This is a genomic window from Sphingobacterium sp. UBA2480 (assembly GCF_002341965.1).
GTDB lineage: Bacteria > Bacteroidota > Bacteroidia > Sphingobacteriales > Sphingobacteriaceae > Sphingobacterium > Sphingobacterium multivorum.
The window spans coordinates 45,648-62,481 of sequence record NZ_DDPA01000010.1 but is presented as its reverse complement, the minus strand read 5'-3'; the positions used below and the strand labels follow the sequence as shown (position 1 = coordinate 62,481).

Annotated in this window: 10 protein-coding genes; all 10 read left to right on the top strand. The window is 39.9% G+C overall.

Features of this window, described 5'->3' with window-relative positions; genetic code table 11:
* The first annotated feature begins 60 nt into the window (after positions 1 to 60).
* The 10 genes from B3600_RS24200 to B3600_RS24155 all read left to right on the top strand — a co-directional run bounded on the left by B3600_RS24200 (position 61) and on the right by B3600_RS24155 (position 16,831).
* Positions 61 to 1,488, top strand: coding sequence for an arylsulfatase (locus tag B3600_RS24200; RefSeq protein ID WP_286754737.1), 1,428 nt, complete (start codon positions 61 to 63; stop codon positions 1,486 to 1,488).
* A gap of 160 nt (positions 1,489 to 1,648) precedes the next feature.
* On the top strand, positions 1,649 to 2,224 hold the full coding sequence (locus B3600_RS24195) for an RNA polymerase sigma factor (protein ID WP_286754736.1): 576 nt from the start codon (positions 1,649 to 1,651) through the stop codon (positions 2,222 to 2,224).
* A gap of 151 nt (positions 2,225 to 2,375) precedes the next feature.
* Complete coding sequence (locus tag B3600_RS24190; protein WP_286754735.1) at positions 2,376 to 3,503, top strand: FecR family protein; 1,128 nt, start codon at positions 2,376 to 2,378, stop codon at positions 3,501 to 3,503.
* Between the two features lie 304 nt (positions 3,504 to 3,807).
* Complete coding sequence (locus B3600_RS24185; protein ID WP_286754734.1) at positions 3,808 to 7,266, top strand: TonB-dependent receptor; 3,459 nt, start codon at positions 3,808 to 3,810, stop codon at positions 7,264 to 7,266.
* Positions 7,267 to 7,278: 12 nt separating this feature from the next.
* Positions 7,279 to 9,195 (top strand): RagB/SusD family nutrient uptake outer membrane protein, encoded by a 1,917-nt coding sequence (locus B3600_RS24180; RefSeq protein WP_286754733.1) that lies wholly within the window; start codon positions 7,279 to 7,281, stop codon positions 9,193 to 9,195.
* Positions 9,196 to 9,217: 22 nt separating this feature from the next.
* Entirely contained in the window at positions 9,218 to 10,525 is a 1,308-nt protein-coding gene (locus B3600_RS24175; protein WP_286754732.1) for a DUF5000 domain-containing lipoprotein, read from the top strand.
* Between the two features lie 6 nt (positions 10,526 to 10,531).
* Positions 10,532 to 11,257: a DUF4998 domain-containing protein gene (locus B3600_RS24170; protein ID WP_286754731.1), complete on the top strand. Its 726-nt coding sequence runs from the start codon at positions 10,532 to 10,534 to the stop codon at positions 11,255 to 11,257.
* 198 nt (positions 11,258 to 11,455) lie between these two features.
* On the top strand, positions 11,456 to 12,013 hold the full coding sequence (locus B3600_RS24165) for an RNA polymerase sigma factor (RefSeq protein WP_286754730.1): 558 nt from the start codon (positions 11,456 to 11,458) through the stop codon (positions 12,011 to 12,013).
* Between the two features lie 209 nt (positions 12,014 to 12,222).
* Complete coding sequence (locus tag B3600_RS24160) at positions 12,223 to 13,338, top strand: FecR family protein (protein ID WP_286754729.1); 1,116 nt, start codon at positions 12,223 to 12,225, stop codon at positions 13,336 to 13,338.
* A gap of 34 nt (positions 13,339 to 13,372) precedes the next feature.
* Positions 13,373 to 16,831 carry a SusC/RagA family TonB-linked outer membrane protein gene (locus B3600_RS24155; RefSeq protein ID WP_286754728.1) on the top strand — a complete coding sequence of 1,153 codons (3,459 nt, stop codon included), beginning with the start codon at positions 13,373 to 13,375 and terminating at the stop codon, positions 16,829 to 16,831.
* Positions 16,832 to 16,834 lie beyond the last annotated feature (3 nt).

Sequence of the window (16,834 nt, the reverse complement as noted above, 5' to 3'; positions counted from 1 at the left end):
ATAAACTAGTGGACAGTCTTAGCGAAGAAAAAATTAATTTGAAGAAATAACCTAATGCAAATGAAAACATCTTTTATCTTGTCTCTTCTTTTGAATCTAGCCTCTCTTGCCATAGCTCAAAAGAAGGACCAAAGACCGAATATTGTACTTATTATGGCAGATGATCTTGGTTATGGAGACCTTGGTGTATACGGTCAGCAAAAAATTGAAACGAAACATATCGATTCATTGGCTGCCAAAGGAATGAAATTTGACAACTTCTACGCTGGGACATCTGTGTGCGCTCCGTCGCGATCATCTTTAATGACAGGACAGCACACTGGCCACACCTATGTACGCGGGAACAAAGAAATTGAACCCGAAGGACAACAACCGCTAGCAGACTCTGTACAAACTTTCGCTATGCTTCTACAACAGGCAGGATATACAACCGGTGCATTTGGAAAATGGGGCCTTGGAATGGTCAATACAACAGGGGCGCCCGATCAAAAAGGATTCGATGAATTTTATGGCTATAACTGTCAACGTCAATCCCATCGTTACTACCCAACTCACCTCTGGCATAATAAGGAAAGGATAGAACTCCATGGCAATGGTTTAATGGCCAAAAGGCAGTATGCACCAGCATTAATCCAAGAAAAGACCCTGGAATTTATCGATGAAAATAAGGAGAAACCTTTTTTCCTTTATGTACCTACCGTTCTTCCACACGCCGAATTATCAGGTCCGGATGACAAATATTACCAATTATATGCAGACCGGTTTGATGAAAAACCGCATAAAGGAAATGACTATGGACCACAAGCAACTGTTCCCGGTTACACTTCGGTTGAAAAACCACATGCGATGTATGCGAGTATGGTAAGCCGTATGGATGCTTATGTCGGTCAAATTGTTGATCGGTTACGTGAAAACAAGCTATTGGACAATACAATTATCATTTTTACGAGCGACAACGGATCGCACAAGGAAGGCGGAGCTGACCCCAATTTTTTCAATAGCTCCGGTGGGTTGCGTGGCAACAAACGCGACCTCTATGAAGGTGGCATCAAGACCCCTTTCATTGTGTACTGGCATGGTAAAGTTGCCGAAGGGAAAACTTCAAACTACCTAGGCGCCTTTTGGGATATTATGCCTACGATGGTTGAGCTTGCCGGAGCAAACAAACCGCATTATACAGACGGTATTTCATTTGTGCCAACGCTACTAGGTAAAAACAAGCAACAAAAACAGCACCAATACCTGTACTGGGAATTTCATGAAGATGGGGGACGTCAAGCCTTGCGTCAGGGAGACTGGAAACTTATCTTACAAAAAGTTAAAAGTAGCCAATCTACAGCCGAACTATATAACCTCCAACGAGATCCCAAAGAACAACACAATGTTGCCCAGGAAAATCCAAAGAAAGTAAAAGAATTACGCCAGCTGATTGAAAAAGCGCATGTCGAAAGTGGTATTTTCCCATTGACAAGTATAACTCAGCCATAAAAAATAAAACAACGATTTGGGGGGTAGCTAACTGAGTTTTATTCCCCCAAAAAGCTATTAAAGTCCTTGAGAATATAGGAAGAACGTTAAAAAATAGAGATTATCTTTCCTGTAACAAGAAATCGTATTTTTTTCACTAAGTTTACTGCCCGAGTACCCCATGAAAAATCAAAAATCATATCAATATCACGAACTCCTCCCTCTTATACGCAAAGGGGACCAACGGGCATTTGTTGTATTATATGATCTATTCACACCCGATTTAATTGCTTTTATTGCAAAAAAAGTTGCTAGCAGTGAAGCCGCTGAAGATATACTGCACGACCTTTTCATGTCAGTATGGAAAAATCGGGAAATGATTGAACAAATAGAATCTCTCCCAGCCTATCTATTTAGCTCCTGTAGATACCTCATTCTTGCTCATTATCGTAAGAATTTAAAATTAAAGGTATCATCCCTCGAGTTTGACGAGCTCGAACTAGAAGATGAAACCGTTGCAATAGAAGACAAACTCTATTACCGCTATATCATCGATATTGTCGCTAAAGAAGTCGAAAACCTTCCCGAAAAGTGCAGAGAAGTATTTAAATTGAGCCGTGATTTCTACATGAGCAATAAAGCTATTGCTCTGCAGCTTAATATCAGTGAGTCTACAGTTGAAAAACACATTAATAAAGCACTCAAACATCTTCGCGCAGCAACAAGCCATTTATTTCACTTTACACTGTTTTTTTAGTCAATACCCGTAACTCTTTAACAGGTATATTATAGATATTTCAACCATTTGAAAAAAAAACACTTTTTTTTCATTTTCGACTAGAGGTTCCCCCTTATTTCACACACTTGTATAATAACTGACCATTCCAATGGAACCTGTTATGAATCAAATGAACGAAATATACAAGCTGATTTCCGTCTTCTTGAACAGGAAGGATACTGTTCAAGAGCGAAAAGAACTACTTGACTGGTTTGAAAAACAATCAGAAGATGGCATTTCTGAGACCGAATTTGAAGCTATTCAACATAATGCGAGAAAGAGCCTTATCAAGGATATACAAAATCCGAAAAGAAAAATTATACAGCTTCGTACAGCCAGATATATAGCTGTCGCTGCCAGCGTCCTACTGATCGGTTTTTCGATCTTACGATTCTGGCCAAAGCCCGAGATCTTAGCGACCACAGCGCAACTGGCATCAATACCGCCTGGCAAAGAAAGAGCAATCATTATCTTGGGAAATGGCAAACGAATAGATCTCGAACATCTTTCGCTCAATCAAAGTATACAAACAGGCGATGTTATTATAAAAAAGGATGGAAATGGTCAAATCAGCTATCATGATGTTAAAACAGGACAATTAAGTATACAGAAAAATAGCATGTATACGCCAAAAGGAGCCACCTATGACCTAACCTTATCAGATGGCACATTGGTGACACTAAACGCTGATTCGAAAATCTCTTATCCAACCTCCTTTGACAATAGAGACAGAGAAGTTGAATTACAGGGTGAGGCCTATTTTCATGTGCAGAAAACAACCAATAGAAGCAAATTTATTGTTAAAACACGTGGTCAGAAAATTGAAGTTCTTGGAACCCGCTTCAATGTCAATGCATATCCCGAAACAGATAGAACACAAACGACCCTAGAGGAAGGATCTGTGATGGTCTCAGCGCAAGATGTACCGCAATCCAATATTTACCTAAAACCAAATGAGCAGGCTACTTTGCAACATGGCACCCTAAATTCCCGCCACGTAGATATTGAAGAAGTACTAAGTTGGAAAAAAGGTCAGTTTTATTTTAATGGTAATAACACGGAAGAGGTAATGCAACAAATTGCCCGCTGGTATAATATTGACATTATATACAAACGAAGTAAAAGCAAAGAACAATACACGGGTACAATCCCCCGCAATCTAAGTTTAAATAAATTGATTGAACTGCTCAATTATGCAGATCTCAATACAAAAGCTTTGATGGGTGACAATAGCCGAATTAAATTAATCATTACATAACCAATTGTTAAAATTATGATAAGCACAAAACTGCCGCCATAAATCCTTACTGCTAATACCAATAAAAAAACGGACCCTGTTGGCGCAGAATCCGTAGTAGTAATTGGTATTTAAGCATCGTATAACATCTCAATTATTAACACATTAAAACCAAACGAATTTAATGAAATTTTCAATAACTCCGTTCATGAAGAAGGAGAGGGATTTTCATGAAGGATTGTTGGGCGTTAACATTGCGCCTAATAAAAGCCTTAAAAGTGAAAAACAAAAACCTTTTTTTGCGCGACCATTACCTAGATCTCTTATGAGGGTCAACTTAATCACTTTACTGATCGGCCTAGGACTATCCCAAGTGGATGCTCATACCTATGCACAGCAAATTACGCTTAAAAAGCATAATACAAGTCTTCAAGTTATTTTAAAAGATCTTGAGAAACAAAGTGGATATACTTTCTTCTATAAAAAGAATGAAATATCTGCCAATAAAGACATCTCAATCGATGTAAAAAACCAGCCATTTTCACAGGTTTTAAACATTCTATTGGGGAATGCAGATTTTACTTATGATTTCTTTGACAAAACAATTGTCATTAAGAAAAAAAATGAACCGCAACGAGATGCCCTTAACAAGATTATTAGCAAACCAATAATCAATAAGAATTTAGATCTTCAGCAAGAAACTCAAGTAACAGGTTCTGTCAGTGACACCTTAGGCAGAAAACTTACCGGGGTAAGCGTAAGTATCAAGGGAAAATCAGGTCTTGGTACTGCTACAGATGTCAATGGAGCTTTTGTACTAAAAGTACCCACTAATGCGACCCTGATTTTCACAATGGTTGGATATGATCCACAGGAAGTTGCTGTTAACGGAAAATCAAAATTTGATATCATATTAAAAGAATCTGTATCAAGTTCTATTGACGAAGTCGTTGTTACAGCATTTGGTCAACGCTCCAAGAAGAGCGACCTTATTGGTTCCGTTTCATCACTTAGCCCTAAAGAACTACGTGCACCAGTAAGCAACCTTACAGCAGCATTACAAGGCAAAGTTGCTGGTGTCGTTTCATTCCAACGTAGTGGAGAGCCGGGGGGCGACAATGCCGATTTTTTCATCAGGGGTGTAGGTACTTTTGGAACAAATAATAAACCATTGATTCTTGTCGATAATATGGAGGTCACAGCGGATGATTTGGCACGTATCCCCGTTGATGACATCGAAAATTTTTCGATCTTACGTGATGCCACCGCATCAGCCGTATATGGCTCCCGTGGAGCAAACGGAGTTGTTTTAGTGACAACAAAGATAGGACGTGACGGACCCGCAACGATCAGTTTTAGAGCCGAACAACGCATATCGACACCTACCCATACGCTGAAATTTGCTGATCCCGTCACTTGGATGAAAATGTACAATGAGGCTGTTACAACACGTGACCCCTTGGGAGTAGAACCCTATGGGCAATACAAAATTGAACGCACCGCTGCTGGAGATGATCCGATTACTTACCCAGCAGTAGATTGGCTCAATGCGCTTACTAAGAAGACCACAACAACCCAAAACTACAACTTAAGCGTATCTGGCGGTGGACAAATTGCAACGTATAATGTGAGCGGAAATTTTACCAATGACAATGGTCTACTTAAAATGGATGCTTTGAACAACTTTAACAATAACGTTAATTTCAAGGTTATGAACCTGCGGAGCAATATTGGTATCAACTTAACCAAATCAACATTCGCTATGGTTCGCACCGTGGCCAATCTGCAAAATTACAGTGGTCCACCGACAAATGGAGCAGAGGCATACAATCTTGCACTTCGTGCAAATCCTGTTTTATTTCTTCCTGTATATCAAGCTGGCCCTAGTCAGTCCTATATTCAGCATCCACTCTTTGGAAATGCCGACAAGGGACAGTATGCCAACCCTTACGCACAGATTATGCGCGGATACTCGGAAAGAAAGCGAAGTGATATTCAGGTGCAATTGGAATTAAAACAAGATTTTTCAACAATTCTTTTGGAAGGTCTAAATTATAGAGGACTCTTCAATCTAAGCAGAAATTCTTATTTTGCCCAATCGCGCCAGTACAACCCGTTTTATTATGAGCCAATAGGAACTGATCCAAAAAACAACTCTTTGCTCTTTCGCGAAATCAATCCAGAAACAGGAACAGAATATCTCGACTTTGTTCCTGGCGAAAGAACCCAATCCGCTGTTTTCTACATGGAGAACCAGCTCTCCTATCAACGGACCTTTAATGAGAAGCATAATGTATTTGGCATGTTGATCAACACCATTCGAGATAATGTCAAAACACCCGTCGACAATAACATTTCCCTAATCAATACGCTTCCCAACAGAAATGTGTCCCTGTCAGGCAGCTTCACCTATGGCTATGATAATCGTTATCATGCCCAATTTGCTTTTGGGTACAATGGCTCGGAGAAGTTTTCAGACAAATTTCGTTGGGGATTCTTCCCTTCTTTCGGTTTAGCATGGAATGTCTCCAATGAGCAGTTTTTCGAACCAATTAAGGAGGTTGTCAGTAATTTAAAATTCCGCTTCACGCGTGGTATTCTCGGGAATGACCAGATACTTGATACCAGATTCTTCTATCTTTCCGATGTTAACCTGAATAGCACAGACTATGGTTATTCTTTTGGCTTACCTGCCGAATCAGGACGTAGAACAGTCAACGGTATTGTGGTAAACCGGTATGCTAACCCTGACATTAGATGGGAAATCTCCAAACAAACCAATTTAGGAATTGATTTAAGCTTATTTAAAGGCGCATTGACATTTACAGGTGATTTTTATCAACAACAACGCGACAATATCGTTCAAGCCCGTTCATTATCCTCAATCAATGGTCTAACCGCTTCTGTTTTTGCCAATGTCGGAAAATATAAGAGTAAGGGATTTGACGGAGAATTGGTTTACAATAAGTCTGTTAACAGTGATTTATGGTTCCAAGGTAGAGGAACATTCACTTTTGCAACAGGAGAATATGCATTCTTCGAAGAGCCAGCATATAAAAACGAGTACCGTCAACGTCAAGGAACTTCCGTCAGCAATCAGTTTGGCTATATAGCTGAGCGATTGTTTATCGATGACAACGAAGTCTATAATAGTCCCGCCCAAGAATTCGGATCAACAGTCCGTGGTGGAGATATCAAATACTTGGACGTTAATCGAGACGGCTTAATCAATGACGACGACCGCATGCCAATAGGCTATCCTACGACTCCAGAAATCAATTATGGGTTTGGTTTAAGCACAGGCTATAAAGGTTTCGACTGCTCATTCTTTTTTAGCGGAGTTGGAAGAACATCGTTATTTATTAATCCAACGACGAATAATACAAGCAGTCCATTGAGTCGAGGAATTGCTCCATTCGGTGTTGAAACATCACCCAACGCTGTCTTCCAGGAATGGGCAAATAACTATTGGTCCGAAGACAATAAAAACATCTATGCAGCATGGCCTCGTTTAAGCGTCATGCCAATGGCCAATAATACAGTTCAAAGTACTTTTTGGATGCGTAATGGCAGTCTACTTCGCTTAAAACAAGTCGAATTAGGTTACACATTCAACAAAAAACTAACGCAACGATACAAATTCAAAAACCTGCGTATTTATGCCAGTGCAACAAATCTATTGCGATTTAGCTCTTTCAAATTATGGGATCCTGAAATGGGTGGTAACGCGCTCAACTATCCACTACAAAGAGTATTTAACATTGGTATCAATGCTAATTTATAAGAAACTATGAAAATGAGATTTAAGAAAAGTATAATCGTGTTAGGGTTGTTAGTGGGTCTTTCGACCTCCTGTAATAAGTTTCTGGATGTTGTTCCAGATAATGCACCTGTACTCGACCAAGCATTCGCAATGCGTACAATGGCCGAACGTTATTTAGTGACCTGTTATAGTCAATTACCGCAAAGCTTTTCAATGACCAATAACCCTGGCTGGCTTTCGGGCGACGAATTCTGGCTAAACTCCGAATCAACCTATTCAGGGTATTTCAATTGGAGAATTGCTTTGGGCAACCAAAATGGTGACAACCCCTTGTTAAATGCTTGGGATGGGAACAATGGAGCAACAAATCTTTGGGTGGGTATCACAAACTGCAATACATTTCTCGACAATATTATGTCGGTACCGGATATGACAGACGAAGAAAAACAGATGTGGATCTCAGAAGTCAAATTTTTGAAAGCCTACTATCATTTTCTCTTAATGAAACAGTACGGCCCTGTACCTATCAGAGACAAGAATATCCCTATCTATGACAGCCCAGGATCATCCCAGCTGCCTCGAAATAGCGTCGATGAATGCTTCAACTATATTATCAGTATGATTGATGAATCCATCCCTAATTTAATGGATGACGTTACTGCAGTGAACAGTGAAACAGGACGCATTACAAAAATCGTCGCCAAAGCAATGAAGGCTGAGATATTGGTTTTTGCCGCCAGTCCACTTTTCAACGGAAACGTTGGTACAGAAGCTTCAATTAAAAACAACGATGGCAAGGAGCTATTCAACCACAGTTATTCATCCGAAAAATGGCAATTGGCAGCGAGAGCCTGTAAAGAGGCCATTGATTTTGCTACCGAACATGGTAAAAAATTACATACCTGGACGCCCACGGGAGGATTCACTCCACAGGTGAGTACACAGTTTCAAATGAATATTCGGGAGGCTTATAACGAAAATACAGACAACCCAGAAGTTTTATGGCTGGATACGAAATCCACCGCCAATGGAACCATTCAAGGTTATTTTATGCTTCCCCGCTACACGGCTAATGCCACATCAGGAACTTTATTAGGCTTTATGTCTGCGACAATAAATATTGTTGAAAAATTTTATTCCAACAATGGTGTCCCTATTGAGGAGGATATTACTTATCCATACACATCGAGATTCGATTTGATTACAGTTCCCAACACAGATGCTTATAAATACGATTTGGTCGCCGGGAAACAAACAGCCCGGATGAATCTAAATCGGGAAAATAGATTTTATGGCACCTTAATGTTTGATGCCGGACGTGTCTTTATGTTGCAAGCCGGTTCGGATGCAAATGCCTACAATATTGATCTCAAATATTCGGGATCGTCGGGAAAAGTGGACCCCACACGATTCAATTGGACAGGATATGCGTCAAAAAAACACTATAATTATCGGAGTACCGTAGGTGCAAGTAACGCCTACACAGCTCGGTTATTTGGGCACCCTATCATGCGTTTAGCCAATCTCTACCTTTACTACGCAGAAGCATTAAACGAAGCAAATGGTCCCTCAGCAGAGGCTTATTCCTACATTGATGCCGTCCGAGCGCGCAGTGGTCTTAAAGGTGTTGTAGAATCATGGCAAAATTACTCTTCTGCACCAAACAAACCCACAACCAAAGATGGACTGCGTGAAATTATCAAACGTGAACGTACAAATGAGTTTGCTTTGGAAGGTGTACGTTTTTGGGATCTTCGCCGTTGGAAAGATGCGGTCAAGGAACTAAACAATCCAATTTTAGGATGGGATATCAATCAATCATCCGAAGGCTCTTACTATCGGACAACACTATTATATACACGGTCATTTATGGATCGGGATTACTTTTGGCCATTAAGCTTAAATGAAAGAAGACGTAACCCAAATCTTGTACAAAGTGCAGGATGGTAGTCTAAATTACAACTATTGCATCATGAAAAATTTAATAAATAAAATCGCTCCCATCATGCTAGCAATCCTTTTGATGACTCCATTACTATGGACAAGTTGCAAGGAAGACATTGGCATTACCGCAGCAAGGCAAGGAGAAAAACCAAATACCTTAAAGAACCTTGCCTATGAAGAAGCTCCCGGGGGAGCAAAGATCAGTTACGATTTGCCAACATCAGCAGACTTACGCTATGTCAAGGCAACATATACATTGGAAAATGGGAAAGAAATGGTCACTAAGGCCAGCATATACGATAATCAACTTGCTGTGCAAGGATATGCTGCAATCGGTGAACATGAAGTTAAACTTGTTGCTGTCGCGGTTGGTGACGTGGAATCTGATCCTGTTACTATTAAAATCAAGACAGGAAAGCCCAATTATATTATTTTAGCCGAATCGTTTAAATCTAACGATTTTTTCTATAGCACATTTGGTGGAGTGAACCTCAAATTTGAAAATAAAGATGCCGCAAATATCATTTTAAGTGTATTCAAATACGGGGAAAATCCGACCACCAAAGAGATCGGCTGGAATGTCCTGAACGAGACCTATACAAAATCCAAAGAAGGTGTTATTCGCGTTCGTGGAGAACAACCGATCGCAACCACCTACGGTATTGTGATACGCGATCAATGGGGTAACGTATCAGACACCGTTCGTCGCAATTTAACACCACAAGAAGAATATGAAATCAACAATTTATTGATCTATAACGGTATCACGGCCTATAGCGATATGAATAGAAACGGTGATTACATCAGCAATTATAATGCACAAGGTGGAAGTGCCGAAATGCAAGTATCACTATTTGACGGGATTGAAGGATCACCCTATTATATCACAAACAAGCAGTGGTGGGGTAAGGCTGCTCCGATCCCATTCCAATTCACTTTAGATGCCCGTAAAAAGGCACAAATAAGTCGGGTCAAACTCTGGGGTCGGAACGACAATTATGGGCTATTGTTTCAAGCTACACACCCAAAAGAATTCGAGCTTTATGGCAGTAATTCACCGGCACAAGATGGTTCTTGGGATTCTTGGACATTACTCGGAACATTTGAAGGCGTCCGTCCATCCGGCCTAGCCTTTGGCACTAACGCAAATAGTGAGGATCAAGATTATGCACGTAAGGGAGAAGATTTTGAAGTCAACTGGGATAACCCGAGCGGATTCAAATATTTCCGCATAAAAGTAAACTGTACGTGGAACGGCGTTCGAGAACAACCTTTAGGTAATGCCCTCACAGTTGCGATATCGGAATTGAAATTATATGGAAAATACGTAGACTGATAAATTATGAAAAAGATATTGAATTATATGCTGATCGTATTGGGGACTGTTCTTTTAACCTACAGTTGCAAGCCATCAGACTATTATTATGGGGAATACCTAAAAAATGGGGAAATTTACTATCCGGGTCGCGTAGATTCGCTATCTATTATCCCGGGCAATCAAAGGGGAATACTGCGTTTTAAAGTAACGACAGACCCCAAAGTGAATAGTGTGAGAGTATATCTCAGGAGCAGCCTCTCACCTATGGCAGAAGTAAAAAATTACCCGATAGAAGCCAGCGAACATGGTAAAATAAAACTCATCACCTTAGATGCACTTTCGGAAGCAACATACACGGCAAACGTTTATTCATTTACCAGTCAAGGTGATAGTTCTCGATCAGTAGCCTCGAGTCAGTTTATTTACGGTCAGAGTTATATACGTACCCTTGTAAATCGTTCATTTTCAAAATTTGACAAAGCGAACGCCAGCGAGCATTTCTTGGTATTGGCACGAGAGAACAATTTGCCCAGACAGGGCACATTTTATCCAATGCAATTTACAGAGGTCACCTATCGTAACAATTCCGGAGATTCCACAACTGTGCGTATTACACCCTATGAGGATTTTGCAAGTTTAAAAAATATTTTTAGTCCAAGCACGGTCAAGTATAGGACTGTTTACAAACCTGTACAAGCTTCTATCGACTATTTTTATACTGCTTTTACAGAACAGAAATATAGCAAATAACACGAATATCAACAAAATTGTAACTATTGCGACGATACGCAGTGAGGTAAATAACAGAGATTTCCTTACATGCATTTTTTGATCTCGTAGATTACAACAGAAAAGGTTAGATCAGGACTCATCTTAAGTAGTTCTCGGTCTAACCTTTTTTAACTATCTTTTTTTTAGATACATTTGTGCCATAATTGGAAACTAAAAATGGATAGTACAATTGCACTTTGGCTGAAACAAATCGCAGAAGGCGACCGAACTGCATTCGATGCACTATACAATTATTTTTGGAAACAGATCTATCAATATGTTTACCCCAAAACTAAAAATACAGAAGCAACGGAAGACATCCTACATGACCTATTCTTGAGCATCTGGAAAAATCGAAGTAGATTGCAAGAAATCAATAATATCGAATCCTACCTCAAAACTGGCGCACGCTACCTCACCTTCTCTTACTTCAATAAAAATAGCGAACATCATAGGGTGGATATCGATAAAGTAGATATCATCCTCGATGATGCGCCAATCGAAGATCGCTTACATTACCGCTATCTATTGGACCTCATTCAAGAAGAAATACAAAATCTTCCTGAACGTTGCCGAGTTATTTTCAATGAAAGCCGCATCAACCACAAATCCATCAACCAGATAGCCCTAGAATACGGCCTATCAAAAAGTACTGTTGAGAATCAAATAAACAAAGCGCTCAAACGTTTACGCCTAGTTACCAAAGACTTCCACACCTTTCTCTCATTTTTTTAATTTTTTTTCATTTTAGCGTAGGTGCTTTCAGTTTTTTCGATGACTATATCTATACAAGGCTAACCAAACGACCTGTGAAGTCATCATGATGTATTCAAGTGATACAGGATAATGAATATCACTGATAACTCCATCATAGCTGAAACAGTCGAAGGCAACATAAATCTCTTAAAGAGACTGCTTACTAATGAATAAACAGATTTAACTAGATGAAAGTACCTAATACGCTGCAAAAACTAATCAAAAACTATCTATTGGGCTTTGAAAATAAAGCTGAATATGATACCTTGAAAAAATGGTTTGAAGAAGCCGAGGCAAACAATATGCCCACGGAAAACGATATTCAAGCAAGTCAGCACCGTACACTACAACGTCTAAATCATAGTATGGCATTCCCTGAACCCAAATCTATTGGCTATAGGTATGGGATTCGTATCGCGGCATCCATCACCATCGCGCTTGGTTTTGCCATGGGCTATTATTATTACCAGTATGCCATCTTCGACAAAATAAGCCCTAAACAATTAGCGACGATCCGCCCAGTACAGGAAAATGTACAACTTACTTTTGAGGATGGAGAAGTCGTCATACTCAATAAACAAGGGCAAGCTACCCGGGCAATTGAAGGTGTACAGGAAGTCAAAAACGGAGAGCTTATCTATAACGATAACGCAGATCACATCGTTCAAAATACGCTTTTAACACCTCGAGGGCAACTATTTAAAATTGTACTTCCCGATGGAACCAAAGTATGGATGAATGCGAATAGCTCCTTGAGCTACCCTTCGAAATTCATAGGCCCAGAGCGTTTAGTTGAATTACATGGTGAAGCCTATTTTGAAGTTAGCAAAAATCCGGAACAACCATTCATTGTAAAAACAACCGATCAACAAGTCAAAGTTTTGGGTACACATTTCAATATCAATGCCTATGATAATGATCTTACGACGCAGACAACACTTGTTGAAGGTAAAGTTGAAGTACAACATCAGCAGCAGAAAATACTCTTGACCCCCAACCAGCAAGCGAATTTTAAAGGCACTTTGCTCGTTAAGAAAAATGTGGATGCCGCCGAGTATATAACCTGGCGTGAAGGCTACTTTACCTTCCATAATGCCACAGCAAATGAAATCATGCAACAGTTGGCAAGATGGTACGATCTCAACGTCCGACTTGACGACTCCGAAATAAACGAACGATTCAGTGGAAAAATCAATAAGCAGATGAATTTGCAGGAAATCCTAACCGTCCTCCAAACTGCTGGATTGAATTTCGATATCGTACAGAATAAAAATCAACAAAAAACAATCCTACTGAAAAACTAAATTATTAATACTGAACTTATAAAACATTAACCTAATGCAAAACAACAGGAAGGCCAAACCTTCGGTCCCATGGGATAACCATGTCCAAATTCCAGCAAACTCAGCTGCCATCACCTGGCCTCGGGCTTTTGTGGAGAGCAGTAATGACAGCAAATTACCCACCGTATTTAACCGAAAAAACAAACTGCGTTTTCACCTTGTTTCGGCGCTTTTGACCATCAGTCTGATGCAGCTCCACGGAACTACCAATGCGCAGCGCATCTCTATCAATTCAAATCAGTTGTCTATCAAGCAAGTTTTCCAACAATTGGAAAAACAATCGGGTTATAGTTTTTTCTATAAAGACGTTGTACTCGAAAAGATCAAGGATACCGGTGTTAAATTCGAAAATGGCACCCTACAGCAGGCATTGGATGCCATTCTAAAACCGAATGGTCTCGACTATGAGATTGTTAATAATACGGTTGTGATTAAACCTGCGCGAAAAAAAAGCCCGAATAACAGCAACTTGAGCCAAATCAGGCAACAATACATTACTGGAAAGGTACTTGATGAAAATGGAAAACCCGTTGAAGGGGCATCCATACGCCAAAAAGATGACGATAGAAAATCAGTGAAAACCAATACGGATGGAGTATTCAATCTGCCAATTACTTCATTGAATGAAATGCTTATTGTCTCCTTCATTGGTTACGAAAATCAGGAAATTAAAGCAACCTCTTCTATCAATGGAATGTTTATCAAACTTCGCAAGAAAGACAACGTGATCGAAGAAGTCGTGGTCACAGGAACAGGAATCAATAGAAGTAAAGACAGCTTTACAGGTGCAACCACAAAATTCTCTGGTGCTGAATTAAAAGCAGTGAGCAACAACAATATTATTCAAAGTTTGAAGACATTGGATCCTTCTTTTTTGCAAATTGAAAACAATTTGGCAGGATCAAATCCAAACGTCATGCCAGTGATTGAAGTTCGCGGCAAGAGCAGCATCCCTAGTTCCACGCTAACGGACCAATTCGGCGCTGATCCCAATCAGCCACTATTTGTATTGGATGGATTCCCAACAACAATACAGACTATTGTTGACCTTGACATGAATCGCGTCGCATCAGTAACCATACTTAAAGATGCTGCATCAACAGCACTATATGGCTCACAAGCATCTAACGGTGTTGTTGTTATAGAGACAATTAAACCCAAACCTGGCGAATTACAGTTTACATACACCCAAGACTTTAGGTTTGAAATGCCCGATTTGTCCGCATACAATATGATGAATGCGACTGAAAAATTGGAATTTGAAAGACTCTCTGGACGTTACAACTCATCATCAGGTCCCACACAACAAGTATATCTCGATAGCCTATACCATCAACACCTTTCATTTGTAAAAAAAGGAGTTGATAGTTACTGGCTAAGCGAACCTTTACAAAATGGCTTCTCAACTAACAACTCGATCAATGCAGCTGGCGGCGACGAGACCTTTATCTACAATCTTGGCTTAAACTATCGGACAGGAAAAGGAGCCATGATTGGGTCAGGAAGAGATAGTTATAGCGGTAGTATCAACCTAACTTATCGAAAAAATAAGGTAAATATTAACAATATTACCTATATCAGAGGCAACAAGACAACCGAATCGCAATATGGCTTATTTTCTACTTGGGTAAATACAAATCCATATTATGAAAAAAATTGGGAAAACCCCTTTTTGGAAATTAGTCGAAAATCCAACTCTTCTGTCGATTTCTATATTTCCAACCCATTATATGATGCCATGCTGCCGCAATATAATAAATCCAAAAACTTAGAAGTACAAAATAACTTTAATGCCAACTATGACATTACGGGTTATCTAAGAGCGAATGCTGCGCTACAAATGACTAAGGGAACAACAGAAGGTAAAATCTATAAGTCGCCCGAGATGAGTGATTTCTTTGAAACACCAACCTTACGGAAAGGAAGATATACAGACAGTCGAAATAACAATTTTTCCTATCAAGGAAATTTTATGTTGACCTTTTATAAAACCTTTGCCCAGAAGCATCAATTAAACGCTAACTGGCGCAATACAATCGCTGAAAATAAAAATGACGCCTACACAACTGTAGCTGAAGGATTTCCCGCAGGAAACACGGGCAACCCGCGCTTTGCCTATAGTTATTTACTCGACGGAGCTCCGGTAGCATCCAGTAGCACATATCGTACGGTTAATACAACATTAAGCGCAAATTATTCTTATGATAACCGCTACCTGTTTGATGTTGTATACAGATTGGATGGCTCAACGGCTTATGGCAGTAACAAGCAATTCTCTCCTTATTATGCCGTCGGTTTAGGCTGGAATATCCACAAAGAAGCATTCGCAAAAAAAATGCCTTGGATAAACTCTTTACGACTAACAGGAAATGTGGGTATCACAGGTAATCAGAATTTTGCTAATATCAGCTCAATTTCGCTATACAATTATACGAGTACAAATTACAATCAGTTCGGTCAGGGCGTAACTCTTAATATGCTGGGCAATCCCAATCTAGAACCCCAAAAGACACAACAGATAAGTACCTCTTTAGATTTCAGCCTATTCAACAATCGTTTTACAGGTTATATCAATGCGTACAACAAGAAAACAGATCCATTAATAGTTCCCGTAGACTTACCGTCCTCAACTGGCGTATTTTCCTATCCTTATAATATCGGCAACCTGACCTATAAAGGATTAGAGACTAAGCTAACAATTTATCCGATCTATAACCTTGAAAAAGGTATCACTTGGAATATTGGCCTTACAGCAGCAAGTTACAAAAGCCAATACGGTGGATTTGGCGACATCCTGCGAACCCTTAACAAGCAGCAGGAAACATCCAAATCTTTAATCAGATATATAGATGGAAATAGCGCTGAAGCCATTTGGGCGACCCAATCCCTGGGAATTGATCCAACCACCGGAAAAGAAGTTTTCTTGACTAAAGATGGGCAATATACATTTGATTATAACGCTGCTGATGTAGCCAATGTCGGTAATACAGCACCTAAGGTGGAGGGCGTAATTTCCACGAACCTCCGGATTAAAGGATTTACATTCGGACTGGGCCTACGCTATAGATTAGGTGGTGATATCTTCAATACAGCATTATTTGACAAAGTGGAGAATATCAACTTTACCAACATTGTAAACAACCAGGACAAACGTGCCTTATACGACCGCTGGCAAAACCCAGGGGATATTGCGCAATTTAAAGCGATTTCCCAAACGGCAACGACACCGATATCATCACGATTTGTCCAATCACTCAATACGCTCAGTAGTGAAACCTTAAACATTGGCTATCTCTTTGACAAAGGTCCTTGGCTGGAGAGCATGAGGCTAAAAGCATTATCTGTCAACCTGATGGCAAATGACTTCCTATATTTCTCCACCGTCAGAAGAGAGCGTGGCATATCCTACCCTTATGCCAGAACATTTGCCTTCTCTTTCAGAGCATCATTTTAATTA